The sequence below is a fragment of the Streptomyces sp. WAC00040 genome (genome assembly GCF_056835925.1).
This window is the reverse complement of sequence record NZ_JAKQZE010000002.1, coordinates 241,095-264,229: the sequence shown is the minus strand read 5'-3', so window position 1 is coordinate 264,229 and position 23,135 is coordinate 241,095. Positions and strand designations below refer to the sequence as shown.

The following is a 23,135-nucleotide window of genomic DNA, read 5'->3' as shown; positions in this document are numbered from 1 at the left end:
AGCCACGAGCCGGGCTACGGGCTACGGGCTACGGGCTACGAGCTACGAACGGCCCCTGCCGCGTCAGCCCGGGAGCTCCGTGCGCTCCCACCATTCGTACACCGGCAGTTGGCCCTCGTCGGTGTTCTGCGTGCGCGTCGTGGACTTGAAGTGCTCGTACCCCCCGCGGAACGGGATTTTGAGCTCCTGCCCCGGGTCGTCCACGGGAACGATTCGCTCGGGGAGGTCATCCGGGCCGCCCTCCAGGACAGCCTTCATCGCGTCGCTCATGGAGGTCAGTTTCCCCGTGCGGCTGTCCCTCTTCGCCACGACGCGCCGGGGCCTGCGGGTCCGGCGTCAGGACGGGGAGGAGCTGCGGGCGTTTGGCCGTGCGGCCGTCGCCGGACGAGCGGCCGCGCAGTCGGCGGCCGAGCCACGGGCCGAGGAAGGCCGCTGCCCAGCGCAGCTCGGCGGCGACCCTCCCCCGGGCGGGGGAAGCCGGCGCGACCGGCGGCAGAGGGTGCGTCCAGGTGTCGTCGCTGCCCGGCAGCGCGAGGGCGTGTGCGACGGCGGCGGCGATCCGGGCGTGCCCGAGCGGGCTCGCGTGGAGGCGGTCCGGACTCCACAGCCGGACGTCGGTGACCACCGCGTGGCGGCCGGTCTCGGCGACGACGACGCCGTGGCGCCCGGCCGCGCCGCGTATCCGGTCGTTGAGCGCGGCGACGCGGGGGCCGAGCGGAGCGGCGAGCGGGGTGATCCGGGTGACGTCGGGGAAGGTGACGGTGGCGACGCGGGCCCCCTGGGCGGTGAGCGCGGCGAACACCGCCTCCAAGTGTGCACCGACCTCGTCGGCGTCGAACCGTGGCCGCAGCAGGTCGTTCACACCGGCGACCACGGTGGCCAGGTCGGGCCGCAGCGCGAGGGCGGGGGCGAGCTGCTCGGTGCGGACGTGGCGGGCCAGGCGTCCTCGTACGGCCAGATTGGCGTACCGGATGCCCGGGTGGTGGCGTGCGAGGTGTTCGGCGAGCCGGTCGGCCCAGCCGCGCAGGCCCACCGTGTCGTCGCCGTCGCCGAGTCCCTCGGTCTGGCTGTCCCCCAGGGCGACGTAGCGCAGGCCCTCCGCTTCACTCGCGGACATCGGCGGCTGCCCTTTCGCGCAGGACGGCGATGGTGCGTACGCACCAGTCGTGGTTGCCCTGCTCGAAGGCGAGGCCGCGCAGGCATGTCAGGTAGGGGCCGACGCGTGCCCCGTGGCGGAGGAACTCCTCCTCCGTACGGTCGCCGCGCATGGTGCCCAGCAGTTTGCCGAACAGTTCGACCTTCGCCTCGGCCATGGCCGCACGCTCGGCGAGCCGGCCGATCAGTGTGTCCGTGTCGACGTGGTCGGCGGCCTGGACCTTGACGACGAGGTCGTCGCGCATGAACGACGGTTTGGCGGCGGTACCGGTGAAGTGGTCGAGTTCGGCCAGCCCGGCGTCGGTGACCTTGAACAGGCGCTTGTTGGGCCGGTTCTCCTGGACGACCTCACGGCCGGTGATCAGCCCGTCCTTCTCCAGGCGGGTGAGCTCGGCGTAGAGCTGCTGCGGCTGGGCGTGCCAGAAGTTCGCCACACCGAGGTCGAACGCCTTCACCAGCTGGTATCCGCTCAACTCCTCGTCGAGCAGCGCCGCCAGAACAGCGTGCCGCAAGGCCATCGAGCCCGCCTCCTTCTTGCGCTCGTGCACGGACACCGACCATGATACTCATGAATCTGACTAGTCACTTTCATGAGTAGAGACGAATCTCGGCGACCAGGCAGGAAAGAGACACCATGGCTACCGCAGCAGAGCGCTTCCGCACCGCCGTCGACACCCGTGACCTCACGGTTCTCGACGAGCTGTTCACCGACGACATCCGCTTCTACAGCCCTGTGAAGTTCACGCCGTTCGAGGGGAAGCCGATGCTCCTCGGCCTCTTCGGCGTCCTGATGCGCGTGTTCGAGGACTTCCGTTACATCGGGCACTACGACGGCGCGGCAAAGACCGGCGCGGACGGCGTAGAGGCCCCGTCGGCGATCCTGCCCTTCCGCGCGACCGTGAACGGCAAGCAGATCCACGGCATCGATCTGCTGCACTTCGACGACGACGGCCGGATCAAGGAGTTCACCGTCATGGTCCGGCCGCAGTCGGCCGTCCACGCGCTGGGCGAGGCGGTCCTCGCCGGACTGGTCGCCGACGGCCTGGTCCCGGCGCCTCACGGCCGATGACGGTCCGCGCCGACCGGCGACCGCCCGGGCCGGCAGGGCGGTGGGGTTCCCCACGCCACGGCCCCGGGCGGCCGCCGGGCCGCTCAGCGGGCGGCGAATGCCGTGACGACGTCCGCCGCGCCGAGCAGCCGCACGCGTGACGCGTCCAGCCGCTGCGGGTACAGCGCGAAGACTTCGCACCCGTCGGGGAGTTCGACGTCCCCGCGCAGGAGGAAGGCCAGCCCGGCCCCGGACGCAGGGCACTTGGTATCCCCGCCCATGTCCGTGTCCGGTGAGCCGATGCGGGCCGCGAAGGCGGACACGTCCTCGCCGTCCCGGCGTACGTACACGACCGAGGCCGCGTCCTCGTGGCGCAGCACCACCCGGGACGCACGGGCCGCGGCCTGCAGGCGGGCCAGTTCGCCCAGGCTCACGCGGGCACCCGAAGCGAACAGCTCGGTGAGGCTCCGGCCCAGCGTGGCCAGGGCCGTCGAGTGACGCCACACGGAGTGCTGTGTACCGGTCACGCCCTTGGCGACGTCGAGCCAGCGCATGGTCCGTGCCCGCAGGTCGACGACGAGCGGCACGCAGGCACGTTCGCCGCCGGTCAGGTCGAAGCGCTGCTCGACGGAGCGCGGTTCGAAGACCGGGCCCGCGCCTCCGGGCGCGTCGCGGACCATGAGCCCGGCGAACGCCTCCGCCAGGTCCCCGAAGGGCACGTTGTTGTACGAGTAGACGACCGCGACCGCATGGCGCACCCCGGCCGCGGCGAGCCGCTCCAGGTCGAGGTCGACGAACTCGCTCGCGCCGAGCGGCGGCGGCGCGTCCTGGAGGTCGCCGGAGTGCACGGCCGCGTCATGGGCGTACCGCAGGTTCGTGTAGTCGCAGACGCCGACGTGCTGCCAGTCGGCGTCGAACATCGCCACCGACAGATCGAGGTCGGTCCGGCCCGAAGTGGCGCTCTCCGTCCAGTGGAGGAACAGCCGCAGCGTCCGGCCGTCCGGCACTGCCAGTTCACTTCCGCGCGGCAGGGTCACGAAGGCACGGGAAGCGGTGCGCTCCGTGAACGGGGCCATGACACGGGCCAGTTCGGCGTCGAGGACCGCCGTATCCACGCGCTGCCCCGTGCCCGCCCGACGGGACAGCTCCGCCGAGAGCACGCCGACGACGTCCTCCACCGGAGACGCGGTCAGTGCCGCGCGTTCGTCGTCCGCGACGTGCGCCTTCGCCGACGCGCCCTTGGGGAAGAACACCCGCACCGGCTGTTCCCGCGTGCGGACGCGGAGCGCGCCCAGCGCGGACAGCAGCACCGCAGGCGCCACCCGGCCGATAACGCCGCTCAGCGCGGTGACGACCGCCTGTCCCTCCCTCTCCCTGCCGTCGGCGAGCCGGAGCAGATGGTCGAGCCGGCGGACCAGTTCACCCGGGCGCTGCGCCAGCAGCACGACGGCACCGGTGACATCGGCCGACGCGAGGGCGGCCTCCACCTGCCCGCTCCAGCCGTGCGCGGTGACGACCGGTCCGGTGGCGTCGATGGCATCGGTATCGGCAGCCGCCGCGCGCAGCACGGCGGAGAAGGTGTCGTCCCCGAGGCGGGTACCACGGAGCGCGGCGAAGGCCAGCGCCGCACGTGGGTGACGGGCTGCGTACTCGAAGGGGTGCAGACGCTCGGCCGCGTGGATCCAGGCGCGGCGGTGGCGTCGCATGTCCTGGGCCGCCTGGGCCGGGTCGAGCGCGTCGAGCAGGGACAGCAGTCCTCGGCGCAGCGGGCGGGGCACGGCCGCGAACCGCGGGACCGAGACCAGTCCGGCGTCGCCGCCGGAGCGCAGGGCAAGGACGCGCAGCACGTCCGTCGCGGTGTCGACGAGTCGGGCCGCGTACGGCAGGGTCGCGGTCAGGTCGTCGGGGTCGTCGAGCAGCCAGGCGACGAGCCGGGCCCTCGTCTCCCGTCCGGGGACTGCGGCGGGCAGCGTGTCCAGGCCGGTGCGGGAGCGTGCGGCCAGCAGGGAGGTCAGGTCGTCGGCGTCCTGCGGGCGCGGAGCACCGGTCCGCGCGAGCAGGGTGTCCAGTTCGTACGCGGCATCGGCCTGACGTGCGGTCAGGTCCCCGCCGAGACAGAGCAGACGCATGCGCCGGGGAGCCGCGCGTCGCCCGAACGGCCGCCGTGGGCGCTTGGGCTTCAGGAACGGGTCGGCGGGATCGATACGGCGCTGGCACACCGGGCAGGCGGTGAAGTCGGCGCCGTCGAAGCACGTACCGCACACCAGGTGCGCGCACGGCGAGACGGGCACGACGGAGCCTTCCGTACCGCAGAGCACGCACGGCTGCGCGGGCTCCTGGAAGAGCACCGTCAGCACGCGGTCGACGTAGTACCGGTACGGGTCGGCCGGAGTGGTTTCCGGGAAGCCGCTGAACAGCGGCTCATGGGGCCGATCGGCGCCCAGTGCCTGGTCGATGTCGTGCAGCAGGGCACGGCCCGCCGCTCCGAGGGCTCGCGTGTCGAGCGCCGCGAACGCGGCCCGCAGAGCGGGTGCGACGAGGTAGCCGCGGTCGGCGAGGTCGGCCTCCAGCAGTGCCGCGCCGGCCTCTCCGGCCGGGTCGGACACCGCGCCGGTGCCGGTGCCGGGCAGGTAGACAGCACCCCGGCGGGACAGCAGTACGGCGGCGAGAGCGTGCGGCCGGGCGGTGCCGGCGACGGTGACGGACATGTTCGGATCCCCCCTCCCGGACAGTGGCCGGGTGTTGCGCGGGGCGGGAAGTGAGCACGCTGATTCGTCAGAAGAAGTCAGAAGGAAGCACACCCGGGAGCCGCCCCGCGCAGCATGAAGCTAGCAGCGGCCACGCGGGCCGATCACCTGCTTTTCCGCGTGTGGACCCGGCGGCTTTGGGGGCCCACACTGCCGGACACGCCGACTCGCCGACTCGCCGACTCGCCGACTCGCCGACTCGCCGACTCGCCGACTCGCCCGCCGGAGCATGCCCCTTGCCCCTTCGCCCCCCGGGCGCGACACGCCGCCGCCCCGGCCGGGCCCGTTCAACTCGCTTTGATACGACGGACACTGTGACCGGGGCTTCATGCCGCTGGATGGACAGCCTCAGCCACGGCCGACCACCAGAAGGCGTATGAAGAGGATCCCTGTGGCAATCTCCCGTCGTGCCTCGCTCACCGCGCTGGCAGCCCTCGCCGCCGCCCCGCTCACCGGATGCGCCGCCCCCCGCGCCGACGCGGCGCCACCGAAGGCATCCGCCTCATCCAGGACGACGTCACCGCCGAAGGCGTCCGCAGCGCCATCGAGCCGTGCATTCGCCCGGCTGGAGCGGGAGTTCGATGCCCGGCTCGGTGTGTACGCCGTCGACACGGGCAGCGGGCGGACCGTCACCCACCGGGCCGACGAGCGCTTCGCCTACTGCTCCACCCACAAGGCACTGACCGCTGCCGCGGTGCTCGAGCGGAACTCCTTGGCCGGCCTCGACGAACTCGTGCGCTACACCCGTGACGACCTGGTCGACCACTCACCGGTCACGGAGAAGCACGTCGACAGCGGCATGACACTGCGCGCCGTGTGCGACGCCGCCGTCCGCTACAGCGACAACACCGCCGCGAACCTCCTCTTCGACGAGCTCGGCGGGCCCAAGGCCTTCCAGGCCACGCTCGCCGCCCTGGGTGACACGGTCACGCACGCCGACCGTCTCGAGACCGCCCTCAACGAAGCCACGCCGGGCGACATCCGCGACACGAGCACCCCGCGCGCCCTCGCCGGCGACCTGCGCGAGTACGTCCTCGGCGACATTCTCGACGCAGAGAAGAAGGCGCTGCTGACCGACTGGCTCAGGCGCAACACCACGGGCGACGCGCTCGTACGCGCCGGTGTCCCTGACACCTGGGTGGTCGGCGACAGGAGCGGCGGAGGCGGCTACGGCACCCGCAACGACATCGCAGTCGCCTGGCCGCCCGTGGCCGCCCCCTTCGTCATCGCCATCCTGTCCAGTCGCGCCGCCGAGGAGGCGGATTACGACGACAGGCTCGTCGCGCGAGCCGCCGAGGTGGTGGTGGTGGCCACCCTGGCGTAGGCGAACCCCTGCCAGAGGACCAACGCGAACTCCGGTCCGTGGGCGCGTCGCCCGCGCGGGCGGCCCGGGACCGGGACGGGTCGTCGGAGCAGGCCAACGCCGCCCCGACGGCCCCGTGGCGCGACGGACGAGTCACACCTCGATCCGGGGGAACAGCGGAGCGGCCGCCGGGAGGACTCCGCAGACGGCCGTGCACTGCTCCCTGATACGGGCCGCGGCCCCCGGCAGGAACGGGTCCAGCCGGTCGCCCAGCACCAGACATGCCTGCAGGAGGGCGTCGAGAGCCCGGTCCAGGCGCTCCCCCGCGTCGGGGTCTCCCGCTCTCTCCGCCTTGGCCGACTCCCAGGGCCGTGTGGCGTCGATGCAGCGGTTGGCCTCCTCAACGATCGTCCACACCGCGGCCGCCGCCCCGCGGAAGTCGAAGCCGGCGAGGGCCGCCGCGATCAGCCGGGGGCTGTCCTCGCACGCCTCGGCCAGTGGCTTCGAGGTGAGCGCGAGGGGACGCGACACCGGAGGACGGCCGTCACGGTAACGGTGGACCATGGTGACGACGCGGTTCACCAGGTTGCCCAGCCCTCCGGCGAGGTCGCTGTTGGCGCGGTCCACGAGACGGTCCCGCGTGAAGTCCGCGTCGCCCACCCTGGGTACGTCACGCAGCAGCCACCAGCGGACCGCGTCCGTGCCGGCATCGGCGGCCAGTTCCGCCGGATCGACCGTCGTACCGCTCGACTTGCTGATCTTGCGGCCGTCGACGGTGAGATAGTCGTGGACGAGGATGTCGGTCGGCAGCGGCAGCCCCGCCGACAGCAGCATCGCCGGCCAGTACACGGCGTGGAACCTGACCACGCCCTTCCCCGCCAGGTGGACGCGCCTGCCGCTCCCGCGCCACCACTCGTCGAACGCCTCGTCCCCGGTGCCGTACCCGAGGCTGGTGACATAGTTGCCGAGCGCGTCCCACCACACGTAGACGACCTGGTCGGGGTCGCCGGGGACGGGGATGCCCCACCCGCGGGCGCGGCTCTGGGAGCGGGAGACGGAGAAGTCGTGCAGACCGCCCTCGATCAGGCCGAGGACCTCGTTGCGGCGTGAGGCGGGTTCGATCCGCAGGCGTCCGTCCGTGATCAGTTCCCGCAGGGTGCCGGCGTAGCGGGAGAGCCGGAAGAACCAGTTCTCCTCGGACACGGGCCGGGGCTCCGTCCCGTGGTCGGGACACCGGCCCTCGTCCAGGTCGGCGGGAGTCCAGAACTGCTCGCAGCCGACGCAGTACAGCCCCTCGTAATGTCTGCGGTACAGGTCCCCCGCGTCGGCGCACCGCTGCCACAGCCGCTCCACACCGGCGCGGTGGCGTGGGTCGCTGCTGGTGCGGATGAAGTCGTCCGACGACAGGGCGAGCGGTCCCCGCAGGGCGGCGAACGCGGCGGCGTTGCGGTCGACCAGTTCCTGGACACCGATGCCCTCCGCCTCCGCCGCGAGGACGTTCTTGAGGGAGTTGTCGTCCGTGCCGGTCAGGAAGCGGACCTGCTCGCCGGACTGCCGGCCGTGCCGGGCGAGCACGTCCGCCTGGACCAGTTCCAGGGCGAAGCCCAGATGCGGCCGGGCGTTGACGTACGGGATGGTCGTGGTGATGTAGGTACGGGTAGCGGTCATGGAAGCCTCCTCCTGTCCCGGGCGGGGCTTCCACCTGCGCATACGCGAAAGAGGCCCCGTCTCCGGGGCCTCGGTACGTCACACGTCCGACTCAGCAGCCCCTTCTGCGGGGCATCATCGGGAACGCGTGCGTGGTCATGCGGGGAGGCTAACAGAGCCCGGCGGGGCGGGTCCGGTCAATTTCCGTCGGCAGCGCCGTGCGCCTTCTCACGCGGCCAAGGCGCGGTCGATGCGACGCAGGACCGTCTTGTGGATGACATGCCTGCGCAGCCCGTCCAGTTCCAGCCGTGCGTCCCCGGTGCCGATGTGCGCGAGCGCCACCACGCCGGCTTCCGCGACCCTCACGGCGTACGCACCGGAACGCGGCAGCCCCCTCAGCGAGGTCCCGACGAGGCGGGCGAGCGCGTCGCAGGTGTCGTCACGGGGTGGTAGCAGCGACAGCAGCCACGCGAGCGCCCGCAGCGCCTGCACGTTGTACGGGTCGTAGGGCGCGGGGCGCTGCGAGCCCCGCAGCGGCACGGTGCGCTCCCGGCCGACGAGTTCGAACCAGCCGTGCACACGCCGACGGACCGACTCCGGCCCCGCCGTGTCGAGCAGCTGCCGGCCTGCGTCGAGCCACTTGGCCGACGGCGCGCCCGCGCTGAGCGGGGCCCTGTGGCCGAGCAGCCGCTGCCAGGGCCCACCGCCCGCCACCGCGTCCTCGAGAGCCTGATCGGCCCATGCCTCGCCGGGGTTGAGCACGGGACCGGGGAAGTGCGTGAGCAACTCACGCAGGGCCGGTTCGGCGTGGTGGTCGATCACGGTGCGCCGGAAGACCGCGAGTACCGCCGGACCGGGTATGCGTCCGGCTTCGATCTCGGCGTCCGCGAGCTCCCACTCCCGGTGCCCGAACGCCACGTACTCCCCGCCCAGTTGCGTGAGCGCGGCCTGGCGCTCCGCGGCCATCAGCTCCGGATCGAGGCCGCGGGCCACACCGGTCGCCACCACCAGCAACTCGGACCTGAGATAGGAGGTGTTCCTGCGGAAGGCCTCGGGGGACGGCTCCTCCCCCGCCGCCGTACGGGCATGCCACTCGGCCCAGATGCCCGCCAGGTCCAGCCGGTCACGGTCCGGCAGCCTCCGCAGCCACGTCATGGCCTCGCTACCCGGCCCGGTCATGGAGCCGTTGTGGCACGCGGCCTCCATGACCGACCGTGCCAGCCCGGCAAGGTCTCCGCGCTCCGCGAACCCGCGGTGGACCGCAGCCTGGTCCAGCAGTATGTCGGGGTGGCTCAGCCATCTGCTCATGATCAGGAGCGTAGAAGACACCACTGACACCGCCCGACCCGCGGCGTCAGGGCGCCTCTGCGCCCTCCGGCGCCGTGAGCCGGGCCACCTCGCGCATGGTGCGCAGGATCTCCGGCCGCGCCGCCGGGCGGGAGGCGAGGCCCCGGGGGCCGGGGTGCCAGGTCGCCAGGGTGCGGACCGCAGGGGCGTAGCGGGCGACGTACGCGGCCCAGCCCGCCTGGGCGCTCCGGCCCATGGGCACGACGACCTCCAACTTCGGCAGCAGCGAGATCACTTCGTGGAGGAACGGCACCGCGCGCTGCACTTCCGTACGTCCCGCCGTGGTGATCCGGTCGGCCGTGCCCAGGTACCACGGCACGACGTTCCAGTGCAGGGAGTGCTCGTAGGGCAGCCCTGCCTCGCGGCGGAGCAGCCAGCAGTTCTGGGCGGTCGGGTCGTTGTTGTCGACGGAGATGATTCCGCTGCCCGTGGGCCGCAGGCCCGCCTCACTGCCCCCGGCCGTCCGGCCGGGCGCCTCCAGAAGGAAGAGACTGCGCGCCTCGACTCCGCCGGAGGCCGGGTCGAACCACGGAACGGACTCACCCTGACCCAGCCGTTCACGCAGGTCGGCCACCCAGTCGTTGAGCGGCCGCACCGACGGACCGGTACGTACTGCCTTGAGCCGCGCGGTGAGGAAGACGGGATCCCGCAGGCTGCGGGGAGCCGTGGTGGGCGCGAAGCCTTTCGGAGACATGTCGCGCAGTATGCCGCTCACTGCCACGAGTCAGCGTGAATTGCCCGCGCGTGCCGCCGAGTTGGTCGCACCTTCCGCCCCGGAGGCCGCCACGGCGTCGAGCTCGTCGATCGCCTGAGCGGCATCCGCGCGTACCTCCGCGTCGGGGTGACGGAGCAGCGGCTCGACGGCCGCCCTGGCCGCGGGCTCATGGGTGGCCGAGAGGACGAAGGGCACGTAGGTCAGTTCCCGTGGGTGCAGCACCACCGTCACGTCGGCGATCGGCCCGAGGAGCGCGTACGGAATCCGGTAGCGGACGACCGCGTGGGACAGGGCGTTGAGGCCGGCCTCCTGTACGTCGCGGTCACGCTGCGAGGTGACCGCCTCGACGAGAACCGCCACCACCCTTTCGGCATCCGCCTGTTCGAGGCAGCCGGCCTCCAAGAGGTCGCCGAGTTCGTCGGCCGCCACATCACGACGCACCGCGTCCTTCGCGGTATCGCGGTCGACGAGGTCCGTGCGGTCGAGCGTCGCACAGAGGACTTCCACGCGGTCGAGGGGAGCGCGGCGGTGTCGTGAGACGGCCATGCGCCCAGTGTCGCAGCCGCTCACGTCGTGGGCATGCCGTCCGGGAACGCCTGTTCCGTCCAGATCGTCTTGCCGGAGCGGGTGTAGCGGGTGCCCCAGCGCTGGACGAGCTGGGCGACGATGAACAGCCCGCGGCCGCCCTCGTCCTCGGCGGTGCTGTGCCGCAGGTGGGGTGAGGTGTGGCCGGTGTCCGCCACCTCGCACAGGAGCGTGCGGTCACGGATCAGGCGGAGTTGAAGGGGTCCCTCCGCGTACCGGACCGCGTTGGTGACCAGTTCGCTGACGACCAGCTCGGTCGAGAACGCCAGTTCCTCGAGGCCCCAGGTGCTGAGCTGCCCGGTGATGAGTTCCCGTGCGCGTCCTGCCGCCACCGCTTCCGCGGGCAGCTCCCACATCGCGACCTGGCCGGCGTCGAACTCACGGGTACGGGCCAGGAGGAGAGCGGTGTCGTCGGCGGTCGTGCCGCCCGGCAGGAGTTCGGTGACCACCCGCTCGCACAGTTCTTCCAGGGGCAGGTCCCGGTGTTCGGCAAGCACTTGGCCCAGCATGTCGAGCCGCTCGTCGATGTCGCGGTCGCGGGCCTCGACCAGGCCGTCGGTGAACAGGGCGAGGAGGCTGCCCGCGGGCAGGTCGATCTCCATCGACTCGAACGGCAGGCCGCCGAGTCCCAGTGGCGGTCCCGCGGGCAGCTCCGGGTAGTGGTACGAGCCGTCCATGGCCACGACCGCCGGCGGCAGATGCCCGGCCCGTGCCATCGCGCAACGCCCGGAAACCGGGTCGTAGACCGCGTAGATGCAGGTCGCGCCCGTCGTCACGTCGGGATGCGGGCCGGCCGCGACATACGCTCCCGCCGCCTCTCCCGCGCGCTCCTCCCCCGGTCCCTGGAACGCGTCGAAGGTGGGCACCACCAGGTCGTCCAGCCGGGCGAGGAGTTCGTCGGGCGCCATGTCCAGCTCGGCGAGGGCCTCCACGGTGGTGCGCAGCCGTCCCATCGTGACCGCGGCCGGGAGCCCGTGGCCGACGACGTCACCGACGACGAGCCCGACGCGTGCGCCGGACAGCGGGATGAGGTCGAACCAGTCGCCGCCGACCCCGGTGGCACCGTCGGTCGGCAGGTAGCGGTGCGCGACCTCGACGGCGGAGTGCCAGGGAAGGTGCTGCGGGAGCAGCTCGCGCTGGAGGGTGAGGGCCGCGGCGTGTTCGCGGGTGAAGCGGCGGGCGTTGTCGATGCATACGGCTGCCCTGGCCACCAGTTCGTCGGCAAGGGCGACCTCGCCGTTGTCGAAGACCGCCGGTCGGCCCTCACGGGTGAAGGTGACGAGGCCCAGCGTCTCGGAGCCGACGCGAAGCGGTACGACCAGCGCGTTCTCGTCGACCACCTTGCCGCCGGACGACAGGCTGCGGAGCTGCGGAGTCCCGGGCGGGTACTCGCGGACCGTGCGGCCGGCCCGCGCCGGCGCCCTGGCGACCCTGATGAAGCCGCCTCTCGGTGGCCAGCCCGTTTCCGGTTCGCCGCTTTCGAGGACGCCCGGTGCGACGTCGACCTCGACCGCGGAGGCGAAGCCGGGCACCGCCACGTCCGCGAGTTCCTGCGCGGTGACCACCGCGTCGAGGGTCGTGCCGACGCGGCGCCCGGCCTCGACCAGCAGGGCCAGCCTGTTCTGGGCGTCGTAGCGGTCGGTGATGTCGAAGGCGTCCTCGCAGACGCCCAGAACCCTGCCCTCCGCGTCCTCCAGCCGGTAGTACGAGCACGACCACAGGTGCTCCCTGCCGGGATCGCTGGGCAGCTGCCCGAGGAAATGCACGTCGAGCACGGGTTCGCCGGTGTCGAGGACCTGGCGCATGACCCCGTCGAGCGTGCGCGGATACCCCTCGGTGACGAGCGTGCCACCCGGGTACAGCTCGTCCGCGTGCGTGCCCCGGTACTGGGCGAACGGTCGGCCGATCTCCGCGCTGGAAGCGGCGTTCGCCCAGGCCAGCCGGAGATCCGTGTCGTAGATCGCCAGTCCGATCGGTGACTGGGTTGCCAGGCCGTCGAGCATCGCCAGGCGGGACTCCCACACCCGCAGCCGCTCGGACTCCGCGAGGACGAGAACCCGCGCGGCCGTCCCGTCGCCGGCCAGTTCGGACACCGCCGCTTCCACCGGGACGCCGTGACCGTCGCGGTGCCGCGCGAGCCGCGGCTCATGGCCGGGGAAGGACGACCCCGGAGCGCCGGGCTCCGGGGCGGGGGCGGAGACCGTACGGGGAGGGCCTCCCGTGGACGGAGCAGCGGCCGGTGCGGCCTCTGACGGACCGGGCGGCGGGCCGGACCCGACTGCGAGCGCGGTTCCGCACAGGAACACGTCGACAGGCCGGCCGAGGATGTCCTCGGGTCCGTATCCGAGCAGCGCCTCGGCCGCCGGGCTCCACCCGATGACCTTGTTGAGGGCATCAAGGACCACCGTGGCGGCGACAGCGATGTCGAGCGGGCCACGGAGATCCTCGCCCTCCATCGGTCTCCATGTCCGCCAGGCGCTTGCCGCGTCCCACGTGCCCGCAGCCTGCACAGACCCGTTCATCCTCTTCAGAATCTGCCTGCCCCGCCGGATGCACAAGCGTTGCCGGTGAGGCGGGGAGGCCGGGAGTGAGCCGCCGGGCGTCACCGGGGCGTGCGTCCCCGGTCAGGACAGGCAGTCGTGCCCCTCATCGGTCACCCGGGCTGCGCGTCCGTCTCGACGAGCCTGGCGAGGTTGTCGAGTGCCATGCGGGTGCCGGTCTCGTTGTCGGCGGCCGGGACGACGGCGGGAATGCCTTCGTGGACGATGACGACATCGGTGCCGCCGTCCGCGTCGGTGAGCGTGGTCGTCATCGTCATCTCCCCGCGGAGCGCCGGGTCCGCCGTCTCGAACTCGAGCACTTCGACGACCCTCTCGTTCGGGACCAGCTTGGTGAAACGGCCGTGGTAGGTGTCGGTGTGCGGGGCCGATTTGCCGGTGCCGGCCGGCGCGTCGTACGTGAGCGAGACACGGAACGTGCCGCCTTCGCGGGCGTCGAATGCGTGGATCCGGCTGCTCATTCCCTCGGGCACCCGCCATGTCGCGACGGCGTCGGGGTCCAGCAGCGCCCGGTAGACGACCGCGCGCGGGGCTCTCACGTGCCGGGACACCTGCGTCGAGTACGTCGAATGCATGGGCGGCAACGTATCGCTCCGGCGGCCGAGCCGGCCGTGGACGGGTCGACGCGTGTCCGCAACGGATGCGGGGCTTTCGGACCGGTATTCAGCCTGCCCGAGCCCCTCCCAAGGGGCGAACGACACGGGCGGACGCGCTCGGTCGATCGCAGGGGGAGCGGAAGACCCGCCCCCTGACGCGGAGCCCCGCCTTGCCGGCCGGGGGTCCGCTTCCTTCGCATCCGATCTAGCCCGGTCGGCGCTCGCCCTTGCCGGGTTCGTCGGGGTCGACACCTGTGAACGCGGAGTCGTCCTTCGTTCCACTTGGGCGCTGCGAGCGGCCCTTGCGGCCGGTGTCCCGCATGCCGTTCTCCGAGTCGCCGCCGTACTCCTCGCCGCTCGCGGTCTCGCTCTTCACGGTGTCGCCGGGAACGGATCCCTTCTCTTCCTTGGAGACCTTCCGGCCCTCGCCGGGGCTTCCCGCGTGCTCCTCGGCGTGGAAGGAACGCCGGGCGCTGGGATTGTCCTGCTTTCTGGTCCCGTCCACGTCCGGGGACCAGCCGTGATGCTCGCCGCCCTGGTGACGGCTCGGGCCCTCGCCCTGCGGGGGCTGTGATGACTTGGGTTCCTTGGCCATGGCCCGACCTGCCTGTCCGAAGTCGTGCGGGCACTCCTGTGGTGCCCAGGTGTAGTGCGATTCTCCCACTGACAGACAAGTCCGGCATACAGGATGAACCTCTCCCCCCTCACGCGCCCCGGCCCCGACCCGGCCCCGTCGGCCGGGGAACTTCGGTCACTGCTCGGCTCCACAGGCACCCGGCGAGTCGCCACCTGCCGCTCCCGGCCATGTGGCCCGAATCGTGATGCTTACGAGTGAAGTGGGGGCGCAATGCCCGCACCCGCGTACGGATGTGTTCGACCATCGCAGGCAGTCGGCTGTGCCGAGCGGCCGAAGAGGCAGCACCACTCGCGGGAGGGCCGCCATGCGTATCTTGCTCGTCGCCAGCGCGTACAACAGTCTCACCCAGCGGGTCCACGCCGAACTGCGTGACCGCAGGCACGCCGTGGCCGTGGAGGTGGCGCCGCACAGCGCGGCGGTGAGGGTCGCGGTACAGCGGCACCGGCCCGACCTTGTGGTGGCGCCCCTGCTGAAGGCCGTGGTCCCCCGGGACGTGTGGTCGGCGTACACCTGCCTCATCGTGCATCCGGGACCGGTGGGGGACCGTGGACCGTCCTCGCTGGACTGGGCGATCGACGAGGGCGTCGACGCGTGGGGTGTCACCGTGCTTCAGGCCGACGAGGAGATGGACGCCGGCGACGTATGGGCGACCGTCGGTCTTCCCGTCCCGAGGGTCGCCAAGAGCGACCTGTACCGGAACGAGGTTGCCGACGCCGCGGTCGAAGCGGTCCTGCTGGCCGTCGACCGTTTCGCGTCGGGCCACCACGTTCCGCAGCCGCAGAGCGGCCTTCCGCGGACGATCGCGGCGCGGACCCGACCGTACTTCCGTCAGGCGCTGCGCCGGATCTCCTGGCGAGACGACTCCACGGAAACGGTCCTTCGCAAACTGCGCGGCGCGGACTCCCAGCCCGGCGTGCTGGACGAGCTGCTCGGCGGCGAGTGGTTCCTCCACGGCGGGCACGCGGAGGACGCGCTGCGCGGCCGGCCCGGCGAGCTGTTGGCCACGCGGGCGGGTGCCGTCTGCCGGGCCACGGCCGACGGCGCGGTGTGGATCCCCGAACTGCGGGCACGCCGGGGCCCCGGGCTGCCACGCGCCTGCAAACTGCCCGCCACCGTCGCGCTGGCCGACCGGTTGCCGGCTCTGCCCGAGATTCCCGCGCCCCTGCACCCGGACGAGGACCGCACCACCTGGAACGACATCCGCTACCGGGAGGAGGGGCCGGTCGGGCTCCTTTCCTTCTCGTTCCCCGGCGGGGCCATGAGCACCGGTCACTGCCGCCGGCTGCTGGACGCCTACCGGGCGGCGTGCTCCCGCCCCACCGCCGTGCTGGTGCTCGGCGGCAGCCGGGACTTCTTCTCCAACGGCATCCACTTGAACGTGATCGACGCGGCGGCCGATCCCGCCGCGGAGTCCTGGGCCAACATCAACGCGATGAACGACCTGGTGGAAGCCGTTCTGACCACCACCGACCGGCTCGTGGTCAGCGCGATCGGCGGCAACGCCGCCGCCGGCGGCGTCATGCTCGCCCTGGCCGCGGACGAGGTCTGGTGCCGCTCGGGCTCCGTGCTCAACCCGCACTACCGGCGCATGGGTCTCCACGGGTCGGAGTACTGGACCTACACCTTGCCCCGCCGAGTGGGCGCCCCCATGGCGGAGCGGCTCACCGAGGAGGCCCGCCCGGTGTCCGCTGCCGCCGCGCAGCGCATGGGGCTCGTCGACCGGGTCGTCGACTGCGCTCCGCAGGACTTCACCGCCGAGGTCACCCGACTGGCGGTGCGGCTGGCGGCCCTTCCCGCCGCTCAGCTGCGCGTCGCCGCCAAGAAGGCGGAGAGCGAGCGCCGTGCGGCCACGAAGCCGCTGGCCGCCTATCGCGCGGAGGAGCTCGCGCACATGCTGCGCACCTTCTCGGATCCCGAGGCGCCGTACCACGCTCTGCGTCGTGCGTTCGTGCGAAAACAGGAGGCCCCCGCCGGCTTCGACGGCCCGGGTGCGGTGGCGGCGCACCCGGCCGACTGCTAGCAAGACCGGAGGCCCGTATGCGGTTTTTGCCGCGAACCTCCCAGGAGGCGTACTCATGAACGCAGGAACGCCGACCACGGTCGAAGAGCCCGTCGCATCCGGTACGCCCGGCAGCGACGAGTCGCCGATCCACATCCTCTGGATCAACGCCGGGCTGAGCTGCGACGGCGACTCGGTCGCGCTGACGGCAGCCATGCAGCCCAGCATCGAGGAGATCGCGCTCGGCGGTCTGCCGGGCCTGCCCAAGATCGCCGTCCACTGGCCGCTGATCGACTTCGAGTGCGGGCCCGTCGACGGGGCGGACACCTTCATCGAGTGGTTCTTCAAGGGCGAGCGCGGCGAGATCGACCCGTTCGTGCTGGTGATCGAAGGGTCCGTGCCCAACGAAGCGATCAAGCAGGAAGGGTACTGGTGCGGCTTCGGTGACAACCCCGAGACGGGCCAGCCCATCACCACCAGCGAGTGGATCGACCGGCTTGCGCCCAAGGCCCTCGCGGTGGTCGCGATCGGCACCTGTGCCACCTACGGCGGCATCCACGCGATGGCCGGCAATCCGACCGGTGCGATGGGCGTGCCCGATTACCTGGGCTGGGACTGGAAGTCCAAAGCGGGCATCCCCATCGTGTGCGTGCCCGGCTGCCCCATTCAGCCCGACAACTTCGCCGAAACCCTGACCTACCTGCTCTACCAGGCCGCGGGGTCCGCGCCGATGATCCCCCTCGATGACAAGCTCCGGCCGACGTGGCTCTTCGGCGCCACCGTCCACGAGGGATGCGACCGGGCCGGCTACTACGAGCAGGGCCAGTTCGCCACGACCTACGACTCGCCCAAATGCCTCGTGAAGCTCGGCTGCTGGGGCCCCGTTGTCAAGTGCAACGTACCCAAGCGCGGCTGGATGAACGGCATCGGCGGCTGTCCGAACGTCGGCGGCATCTGCATCGCCTGCACCATGCCCGGTTTCCCGGACAAGTTCATGCCGTTCATGGACGAACCGCCCGGCGGCAAGGTCTCCAGCACCGCCAGCGGCGTCTACGGATCCGTGATCCGCAGGCTGCGCACCATCACGGCGAAGACGGTGGACCGGGAACCCAAGTGGCGGCACACGGGCCAGAAGATCACCACGGGCTACCGGCCGCCGTGGTGACCCCTCCCCATGGGGCCACCACTCCCCCGTCCTGCTCGAAGAACTGACGAAGGGCACCGCACACACAATGGCATCCTCGACGACGACCGGTGACGGCACCGGCCTGGTGGAGATGGCCTGGGATCCGATCACCCGGATCGTGGGAAGTCTCGGCATCCACGCAAAGATCGACTTCAAGCAGAAGCGCGTCGCGGAGTGCTACAGCACCTCGTCGGTCTTCCGCGGCTACAGCGTCTTCATGCGCGGCAAGGACCCGCGCGACGCTCACTTCATCACCAGCCGGATCTGCGGTATCTGCGGCGACAACCACGCCACCTGCTCCGTGTACGCGCAGAACATGGCGTACGGCGTGAAGCCGCCGCACCTCGGCGAATGGATCATCAACCTCGGCGAGTCCGCCGAGTACATGTTCGACCACAACATTTTCCAGGAGAACCTGGTCGGGGTCGACTACTGCGAAAAGATGGTCCGCGAGACCAACCCTGGCGTCCTCGAACTCGCCGAACGCACGGAGGCGCCGCACGCCGCCGACCACGGCTACCGCACCATCGCCGACATCATGCGGTCCCTCAACCCCCTTGAGGGGGAGTTCTACCGCGAGGCGCTCCAAGTCAGCCGCTACACGCGGGAGATGTTCTGCCTGATGGAGGGGCGCCATGTGCATCCCTCCACGCTGTACCCGGGCGGCGTCGGCACGATCGCGTCGGTGCAGCTCTTCACCGACTACCTCTCTCGCCTCATGCGCTATGTGGAGTTCATGAAGCGTGTCGTCCCCCTGCACGACGACCTCTTCGACTTCTTCTACGAAGCGCTGCCGGGATACGAGGAAGTGGGCCGCCGGCGTGTGCTGCTCGGCTGCTGGGGAGCGCTCAACGACCCCGAGTACTGCGACTTCACCTACGCCAACATGAGCGACTGGGGCCGGCGCATGTTCGTCACACCCGGCGTCATCGTGGACGGCAAGCTCGTCACCAACGACCTGACCGAGATCAACCTCGGGATCCGTATCCTCCTGGGCAGTTCGTACTACGAGGACTGGCAGGGCCAGGAGCAGTTCGTCACCCACGACCCGCTCGGCAACCCCGTCGACCCGCGCCACCCCTGGAACCAGCACACCATCCCCGCGCCGCAGAAGCGGGACTTCGGCGACAAGTACAGCTGGGTCATGTCGCCACGCTGGTTCGACGGCAAAGAGCACCTGCCGCTGGACACCGGCGGTGGTCCGATCGCCCGCCTGTGGTCCACCGCCCTGTCCGGGCTCGTCGACATCGGATACGTCAAGGCCACCGGCCACAGTGTCCTCATCAACCTGCCCCGCACCATGACCAAGCCGGAGACCACCTTCGAGTGGAAGATCCCCCGGTGGAGCAACGCGCTGGAGCGCAACCGCGCCCGCACGTACTTCCAGGCCTACGCCGCGGCCGTCGCGCTGCACTGCGCGGAGAAGGGGCTCGAGGAGGTCCGCGCCGGACGCACCCAGACCTGGGAGAAGTTCGAGGTACCGGACGAGTCCATCGGCGTCGGTTTCACCGAGGCGGTGCGCGGTGTCCTCTCGCACCACATGGTCATCAGGGACGGCAAGATCGCCAACTATCACCCGTACCCGCCGACGCCGTGGAACGCCTCCACGCGCGACACCTACGGCACTCCTGGTCCCTACGAGGACGCTGTGCAGAACACACCGATCTTCGAGGAGAACCCGCCGGAGAACTTCAAGGGCATCGACATCATGCGTGCCGTGCGCAGCTTCGACCCCTGCCTGCCGTGCGGCGTCCACATGTACGTGGGCGCCGGCAAGACGGTGAAGTCGATGCACGTGCCCACCGGTCTGAGCGGCCTCGCCGGATGAGCGCGCTGACCGCGGAGCAGGCAGGCCGACAGGTCGAGGAGATCCTCGACCGGCTGGCCGCCACCCAGGACGCCGAAATCTGCACGGCGGCGGAGGAACTGGTGCGGGTGCTCATGGAGTTCTACGGTTCGGCGTTCGGCCGGGCGGTCGATCTGCTCCAACGTCCCCCCGCCCAGCCGCCCGGCACTCCGCTCGAGGGGCTCCTGGGCGACGAGCTCGTCGCCAGTCTGCTGAATCTGCACGGTTTGCACCCGGAAGACCTGCCTGCCCGTATCGCCCGGGCCCTGAACAGCATTCCGCACCCCGTCGAGAACGCGGGCTTCGATCCGTCGACCGGTGTGCTGCGCCTGAGCGTCAAGGCCTCGACGGGCTGCGGCTGCCCCAGCACCCAGGAGTCGGTCCGGCAGGCGGCTGTCGACGCGCTCGCGTGCTTCGCGCCCGAGGTGGCCGGTGTCGACATGGAGGCGGCGGCCGCCGCGCGCGAGCCGACGCTGCTCCAGATCGGCAGCGGCCCGCCGCACGCCGTCTCAGGTGGCCGCTCGTCGGCCACGGCGTCGTGAGCGCGCACCGGGTCGGCCCGGGAGTGCCGTTGCACCCCCCGGGCCGGCAGGGCCTGCACCGCTTCGCCACGCCACGGCGCCCCCGCGAAGAGCAGTGCGAACTGTGCGGGACGGCTCTCGTCGGTGAACGCCACCGGCACCTGGTCGACACGGAGAAGCGGGCACTGGCCTGCGCCTGCGGCCCGTGCTCCCAGTTGCTGGACCGCTCGGGCGGGCCGAACGGCCGCTTCCGGGCGGTCCCCGGCCGGTATCTGAGCGACCCGGGCCACCGGCTCGACGACAGCGCCTGGGAGAAGCTGCGCATTCCCGTCGGCGTGGCCTTCTTCCTGCGCAACTCCGCCCTCGACCGACTCGTCGCGCTCTACCCGAGCCCGGCCGGAGCCACCGAGAGCGAACTCGAGCCGTCGTCCTGGCAGACGGTCCTCGAAGGGACGCACCTTGGCGCGCTGCTCGAACCGGACGTCGAGGCCCTGCTGCTGCGACGCGAAGGCGGTCGCACCGAGTGCTATCTGGTGCCGGTCGACATCTGCTACGAACTGGTGGGCCGTATGCGACTGCGCTGGCAGGGCTTCGACGGCGGCGCGGAGGCCCGGGCCGACCTCGACGCGTTCTTCGCCCATGTCCGCGACACGGCGCGCGACGTACCAAGGAGCCGGTCATGACCGAGTTCTCCTTCAGTTGCACCGGCGTGCGTGCCGACGCGTACGCCGCGGGCCCGACCCTCGTGTTCCGGCTGAGGATCACCGCCTCCGAGGGCGTACGGGTCCACGCCCTCGCGCTGCGCTGCCAGATCCGTATCGAGCCCGCCCGGCGTGGATACGACGACGCGGAGGCCGAGGCGCTGGCCGACCTGTTCGGCGAACGCTCCCGATGGGGCAGCAGCCTCAATCCGGTGCAGTTCGCACAGGTGTCCGTCATGGTCGCCGGCTTCACGGGGGAGATCGAGACGGACCTGGTCGTGCCCTGTACCTACGACACGGACATCGCGGCATCCCGCTACTTCCGGGCCCTGGCCGACGGGGAGGTCCCGCTGCTCATGCTGTTCTCCGGTACAGCCTTCACCGGCGCCGGCGGCTTCCACGTCGAGCCGGTGCCCTGGGACAAGGAGATCGCTTACCGGATGCCCGTGAAGGTCTGGCAGGAGATGATCGAGCAGCACTTCCCCGGCTGCGGCTGGATCCGGCTCCCGCGGGACACCATGGACGCGCTGCTCGCCTACCGTTCGCGGCGTGCGCTGCCCTCCTGGCAGACGACCGTCGAGACGCTCCTCGAAGAGGCGGGGGCGAGGACGGCATGACCACCGCCACCACGTTCACCCCAGACACGCAGACCCGGCTCGCCGTCGCCCGGCAGGTCGCGGACGCGGTGCTCTTCGAGGGCTATGTGCTCTACCCGTACCGGGCGTCGGCCGCCAAGAACAGGTTGCGCTGGCAGTTCGGCGTCCTCGTACCTCCGGCTTGGAGCGCCACGGGCGAGGAACACGACTTCCAGCACACCGAGTGCCTCATGGAACCGAAACGTGACGCGACGCTCGCGCTCGAAGTCCGCTTCCTGCACACCCAGCGGCGCGTCGTCCAGGAAGCCCGGCCCGACGGGACGTTCGAGACGGTACGCGAACTGCACCTGGACGACCGCGTGCTGGTGCCCTGGGACGAGGGCCAGGAGGAACACGTCGAACTGACCGTCCCGGTCGCGGAGTTGGCCGGGGAGGGTGTCGTCTTCCCCTTCACGCGTCCCGCGTCGGAGGAGACCGAACCGGTCACCGACGCCGCAGGCCGGGTCGTCGGACGGCTGGTACGGCGCCGAGAGGAGATCAGCGGCGCCGTACGACTCTCCACGACCGAGCTGGACGGCCCGTACCGCGTCGAACGGTTGTGCATGGTGGTGGAGAACACAAGCTCCTGGACGCCCGGCAGCGGCGGCGACCGCGACGCTGCCCTGCCGTACTCACTGGTCGCCAGCCATGTGCTGCTACGCCTGGACGCCGGCGCGTTCCTCTCGATGACCGACCCGCCCGAATGGGCGCGAGGCGCTGTCGCCGCCTGCCGGAATCTGCACACCTGGCCCGTCCTCGCCGGTGAACCGGGCAGCGGCGACCTGGTGCTCTCCTCGCCGATCATCCTCGAGGACCACCCGGCCATCGCGCCGGAGAGCCCTGGGGCTCTGTACGACGCCACGGAGATCGACGAGATCCTGGCCCTGCGCACCGCGGCGCTGACCGATGAGGAGAAGCGCGAGGCCAGGGGAACGGACGCCCGCGCGGCGGCCGTGATCGACCTCGCCGACACCATGCCACCGGAGGTCCTGGAGCGCCTGCACGGAGCGGTACGCAGTCTGCGGGAGGTGACCGGGCGGCAGGAGCCTGACGAGCAGGCGGTCTTCCGGCCGGAAACCCCCTGGTGGGACCCGGGCGGCGACGCGAGCGTCGATCCGGGCCGCGACCATGTCCTGGTCGACGGCCGGACGGTACGCGCGGGCAGCAGGGTCGTGCTGCGGCCGGGCCTGCGCCACACCGATGCCCAGGACCTGTTCCTGCACGGCCGCAGCGCACTCGTCGAAGCCGTGCTGCACGACGTCGACGGAGGGGTGCACATCGCTGTCACCGTCGATGACGACCCAGGAGCGGACATCCGCCGCGAGCAGGGGCGGTTCCTCTACTTCCAGCCCGACGAGGTCGAAGTCCTGGAGGACGCGTGACCATTCCCGTACCGCCCGGTCCCCGCACACTGGTCGCCGGGGTGGGCAACATCTTCCTCGGCGACGACGGCTTCGGCGTCGAGGTGGCCAGAAGGCTGGCGCAGGAAGACCTGCCGCCCGATGTCGAAGTGGCCGACATCGGGATCCGCGGTGTCCACCTCGCCTATCAGCTCCTCGACGGCTACGACACGCTCGTGATCGTCGACGCGACAGCGCGCGGGGGCGAGGCGGGAACGCTGTATCTGATCGAGGCAGGAACGCCTGGTGACCGGTCCCCCGAGGAAGATGTCCCGCTCGACGGGCATCGGATGTCACCCGACGCCGTCCTGGCACTGCTCGACACCCTGTGCGCAGGGACCGGCGCCGCACCCCCGCGCCGAACGTTCTTGGTCGGCTGCGAACCCTCCGTCATCGACGAAGTCATCGGGCTCAGCCCACAGGTGGACGCCGCGGTGCCGGGAGCGGTGCGGATGGTGACCGACCTGGTCCGGAAGGAAGCCGTCGTATGAAAGGCCACCGCGTGAGAA

21 protein-coding genes are annotated in these 23,135 nt (G+C 71.4%); 10 read left to right on the top strand and 11 right to left on the bottom strand.

Annotation, left to right across the window (positions count from 1 at the left end; all coding sequences use genetic code 11):
* Positions 1-63 precede the first annotated feature (63 nt).
* From MDN94_RS20445 to MDN94_RS20435, 3 genes are read right to left on the bottom strand one after another with little or no spacing between them, the layout of a single operon-like run.
* Positions 64-270: a DUF5988 family protein gene (locus MDN94_RS20445; protein WP_441261502.1), complete on the bottom strand. Its 207-nt coding sequence runs from the start codon at positions 268-270 to the stop codon at positions 64-66.
* Complete coding sequence (locus MDN94_RS20440) at positions 227-1,117, bottom strand: SGNH/GDSL hydrolase family protein (RefSeq protein WP_482727336.1); 891 nt, start codon at positions 1,115-1,117, stop codon at positions 227-229. The genes MDN94_RS20445 and MDN94_RS20440 overlap by 44 nt, the downstream gene beginning before the upstream one ends.
* Complete coding sequence (locus tag MDN94_RS20435) at positions 1,104-1,673, bottom strand: PadR family transcriptional regulator (RefSeq protein WP_482728190.1); 570 nt, start codon at positions 1,671-1,673, stop codon at positions 1,104-1,106. The genes MDN94_RS20440 and MDN94_RS20435 overlap by 14 nt, the downstream gene beginning before the upstream one ends.
* A 116-nt stretch (positions 1,674-1,789) precedes the next feature.
* On the opposite strand from MDN94_RS20435, the gene MDN94_RS20430 reads away from it, so the two are divergent.
* Positions 1,790-2,224, top strand: a complete 435-nt coding sequence (locus MDN94_RS20430) for a nuclear transport factor 2 family protein (RefSeq protein ID WP_482727335.1) — start codon at positions 1,790-1,792, stop codon at positions 2,222-2,224.
* 83 nt (positions 2,225-2,307) lie between these two features.
* Here MDN94_RS20430 and MDN94_RS20425 read toward each other — a convergent pair whose 3' ends face one another.
* The gene (locus tag MDN94_RS20425; RefSeq protein ID WP_482727334.1) at positions 2,308-4,911 is read right to left on the bottom strand and encodes an MXAN_6230/SCO0854 family RING domain-containing protein; all 2,604 of its coding nucleotides are present in this window, start codon (positions 4,909-4,911) and stop codon (positions 2,308-2,310) included.
* Between the two features lie 424 nt (positions 4,912-5,335).
* Between MDN94_RS20425 and bla the strand changes: the two genes are divergently transcribed.
* Positions 5,336-6,274 carry a class A beta-lactamase gene (bla, locus tag MDN94_RS20420; protein ID WP_482728189.1) on the top strand — a complete coding sequence of 313 codons (939 nt, stop codon included), beginning with the start codon at positions 5,336-5,338 and terminating at the stop codon, positions 6,272-6,274.
* A gap of 132 nt (positions 6,275-6,406) precedes the next feature.
* On the opposite strand, the gene metG is transcribed toward bla, so the two are convergent.
* From metG to MDN94_RS20385, 7 genes are all read right to left on the bottom strand, one after another.
* The gene (metG, locus tag MDN94_RS20415; protein ID WP_482727333.1) at positions 6,407-7,921 is read right to left on the bottom strand and encodes a methionine--tRNA ligase; all 1,515 of its coding nucleotides are present in this window, start codon (positions 7,919-7,921) and stop codon (positions 6,407-6,409) included.
* Between the two features lie 207 nt (positions 7,922-8,128).
* Positions 8,129-9,208 carry a hypothetical protein gene (locus MDN94_RS20410; protein WP_482727332.1) on the bottom strand — a complete coding sequence of 360 codons (1,080 nt, stop codon included), beginning with the start codon at positions 9,206-9,208 and terminating at the stop codon, positions 8,129-8,131.
* Positions 9,209-9,254: 46 nt separating this feature from the next.
* Positions 9,255-9,941 (bottom strand): uracil-DNA glycosylase, encoded by a 687-nt coding sequence (locus tag MDN94_RS20405; RefSeq protein WP_482727331.1) that lies wholly within the window; start codon positions 9,939-9,941, stop codon positions 9,255-9,257.
* A gap of 30 nt (positions 9,942-9,971) precedes the next feature.
* Positions 9,972-10,508, bottom strand: a complete 537-nt coding sequence (locus MDN94_RS20400) for a hypothetical protein (protein WP_482727330.1) — start codon at positions 10,506-10,508, stop codon at positions 9,972-9,974.
* A gap of 20 nt (positions 10,509-10,528) precedes the next feature.
* Positions 10,529-13,003: a SpoIIE family protein phosphatase gene (locus tag MDN94_RS20395; RefSeq protein ID WP_482727329.1), complete on the bottom strand. Its 2,475-nt coding sequence runs from the start codon at positions 13,001-13,003 to the stop codon at positions 10,529-10,531.
* 197 nt (positions 13,004-13,200) lie between these two features.
* On the bottom strand, positions 13,201-13,680 hold the full coding sequence (locus tag MDN94_RS20390) for an SRPBCC family protein (RefSeq protein ID WP_482727328.1): 480 nt from the start codon (positions 13,678-13,680) through the stop codon (positions 13,201-13,203).
* 226 nt (positions 13,681-13,906) lie between these two features.
* Positions 13,907-14,296, bottom strand: a complete 390-nt coding sequence (locus MDN94_RS20385; protein WP_482727327.1) for a hypothetical protein — start codon at positions 14,294-14,296, stop codon at positions 13,907-13,909.
* A 346-nt stretch (positions 14,297-14,642) separates the two neighbouring features.
* On the opposite strand from MDN94_RS20385, the gene MDN94_RS20380 reads away from it, so the two are divergent.
* The 8 genes from MDN94_RS20380 to MDN94_RS20345 all read left to right on the top strand — a co-directional run bounded on the left by MDN94_RS20380 (position 14,643) and on the right by MDN94_RS20345 (position 23,117).
* The gene (locus MDN94_RS20380) at positions 14,643-16,358 is read left to right on the top strand and encodes an enoyl-CoA hydratase-related protein (RefSeq protein WP_482727326.1); all 1,716 of its coding nucleotides are present in this window, start codon (positions 14,643-14,645) and stop codon (positions 16,356-16,358) included.
* A 55-nt stretch (positions 16,359-16,413) separates the two neighbouring features.
* Complete coding sequence (locus MDN94_RS20375; RefSeq protein WP_482727325.1) at positions 16,414-17,502, top strand: NADH-quinone oxidoreductase subunit B family protein; 1,089 nt, start codon at positions 16,414-16,416, stop codon at positions 17,500-17,502.
* Between the two features lie 67 nt (positions 17,503-17,569).
* Positions 17,570-19,351 carry a nickel-dependent hydrogenase large subunit gene (locus MDN94_RS20370; RefSeq protein WP_482727324.1) on the top strand — a complete coding sequence of 594 codons (1,782 nt, stop codon included), beginning with the start codon at positions 17,570-17,572 and terminating at the stop codon, positions 19,349-19,351.
* Complete coding sequence (locus MDN94_RS20365) at positions 19,348-19,911, top strand: hypothetical protein (RefSeq protein WP_482727323.1); 564 nt, start codon at positions 19,348-19,350, stop codon at positions 19,909-19,911. Before MDN94_RS20370 ends, MDN94_RS20365 begins: the two co-directional genes overlap by 4 nt.
* Before the next feature lie 29 nt (positions 19,912-19,940).
* On the top strand, positions 19,941-20,573 hold the full coding sequence (locus tag MDN94_RS20360) for a DUF5947 family protein (RefSeq protein WP_482727322.1): 633 nt from the start codon (positions 19,941-19,943) through the stop codon (positions 20,571-20,573).
* Positions 20,570-21,208, top strand: a complete 639-nt coding sequence (locus MDN94_RS20355) for a DUF6084 family protein (protein ID WP_482727321.1) — start codon at positions 20,570-20,572, stop codon at positions 21,206-21,208. The genes MDN94_RS20360 and MDN94_RS20355 overlap by 4 nt, the downstream gene beginning before the upstream one ends.
* Complete coding sequence (locus tag MDN94_RS20350) at positions 21,205-22,608, top strand: hypothetical protein (protein ID WP_482727320.1); 1,404 nt, start codon at positions 21,205-21,207, stop codon at positions 22,606-22,608. The genes MDN94_RS20355 and MDN94_RS20350 overlap by 4 nt, the downstream gene beginning before the upstream one ends.
* Complete coding sequence (locus MDN94_RS20345; RefSeq protein WP_482727319.1) at positions 22,605-23,117, top strand: hydrogenase maturation protease; 513 nt, start codon at positions 22,605-22,607, stop codon at positions 23,115-23,117. Before MDN94_RS20350 ends, MDN94_RS20345 begins: the two co-directional genes overlap by 4 nt.
* Positions 23,118-23,135: the final 18 nt, after the last annotated feature.

What these genes read in the sequence shown, in the direction of transcription:
- MDN94_RS20445 (WP_441261502.1), bottom strand. Translation starts at nt 270, where the DNA reads ATGAGCGACGCGATGAAGGCTGTCCTGGAGGGCGGCCCGGATGACCTC.
- MDN94_RS20440 (WP_482727336.1), bottom strand. Translation starts at nt 1,117, where the DNA reads ATGTCCGCGAGTGAAGCGGAGGGCCTGCGCTACGTCGCCCTGGGGGAC.
- MDN94_RS20435 (WP_482728190.1), bottom strand. Translation starts at nt 1,673, where the DNA reads ATGGCCTTGCGGCACGCTGTTCTGGCGGCGCTGCTCGACGAGGAGTTG.
- MDN94_RS20430 (WP_482727335.1), top strand. Translation starts at nt 1,790, where the DNA reads ATGGCTACCGCAGCAGAGCGCTTCCGCACCGCCGTCGACACCCGTGAC.
- MDN94_RS20425 (WP_482727334.1), bottom strand. Translation starts at nt 4,911, where the DNA reads ATGTCCGTCACCGTCGCCGGCACCGCCCGGCCGCACGCTCTCGCCGCC.
- metG (WP_482727333.1), bottom strand. Translation starts at nt 7,921, where the DNA reads ATGACCGCTACCCGTACCTACATCACCACGACCATCCCGTACGTCAAC.
- MDN94_RS20410 (WP_482727332.1), bottom strand. Translation starts at nt 9,208, where the DNA reads ATGAGCAGATGGCTGAGCCACCCCGACATACTGCTGGACCAGGCTGCG.
- MDN94_RS20405 (WP_482727331.1), bottom strand. Translation starts at nt 9,941, where the DNA reads ATGTCTCCGAAAGGCTTCGCGCCCACCACGGCTCCCCGCAGCCTGCGG.
- MDN94_RS20400 (WP_482727330.1), bottom strand. Translation starts at nt 10,508, where the DNA reads ATGGCCGTCTCACGACACCGCCGCGCTCCCCTCGACCGCGTGGAAGTC.
- MDN94_RS20395 (WP_482727329.1), bottom strand. Translation starts at nt 13,003, where the DNA reads ATGGAGGGCGAGGATCTCCGTGGCCCGCTCGACATCGCTGTCGCCGCC.
- MDN94_RS20390 (WP_482727328.1), bottom strand. Translation starts at nt 13,680, where the DNA reads ATGCATTCGACGTACTCGACGCAGGTGTCCCGGCACGTGAGAGCCCCG.
- MDN94_RS20385 (WP_482727327.1), bottom strand. Translation starts at nt 14,296, where the DNA reads ATGGCCAAGGAACCCAAGTCATCACAGCCCCCGCAGGGCGAGGGCCCG.
- MDN94_RS20380 (WP_482727326.1), top strand. Translation starts at nt 14,643, where the DNA reads ATGCGTATCTTGCTCGTCGCCAGCGCGTACAACAGTCTCACCCAGCGG.
- MDN94_RS20375 (WP_482727325.1), top strand. Translation starts at nt 16,414, where the DNA reads ATGAACGCAGGAACGCCGACCACGGTCGAAGAGCCCGTCGCATCCGGT.
- MDN94_RS20370 (WP_482727324.1), top strand. Translation starts at nt 17,570, where the DNA reads ATGGCATCCTCGACGACGACCGGTGACGGCACCGGCCTGGTGGAGATG.
- MDN94_RS20365 (WP_482727323.1), top strand. Translation starts at nt 19,348, where the DNA reads ATGAGCGCGCTGACCGCGGAGCAGGCAGGCCGACAGGTCGAGGAGATC.
- MDN94_RS20355 (WP_482727321.1), top strand. Translation starts at nt 20,570, where the DNA reads ATGACCGAGTTCTCCTTCAGTTGCACCGGCGTGCGTGCCGACGCGTAC.
- MDN94_RS20350 (WP_482727320.1), top strand. Translation starts at nt 21,205, where the DNA reads ATGACCACCGCCACCACGTTCACCCCAGACACGCAGACCCGGCTCGCC.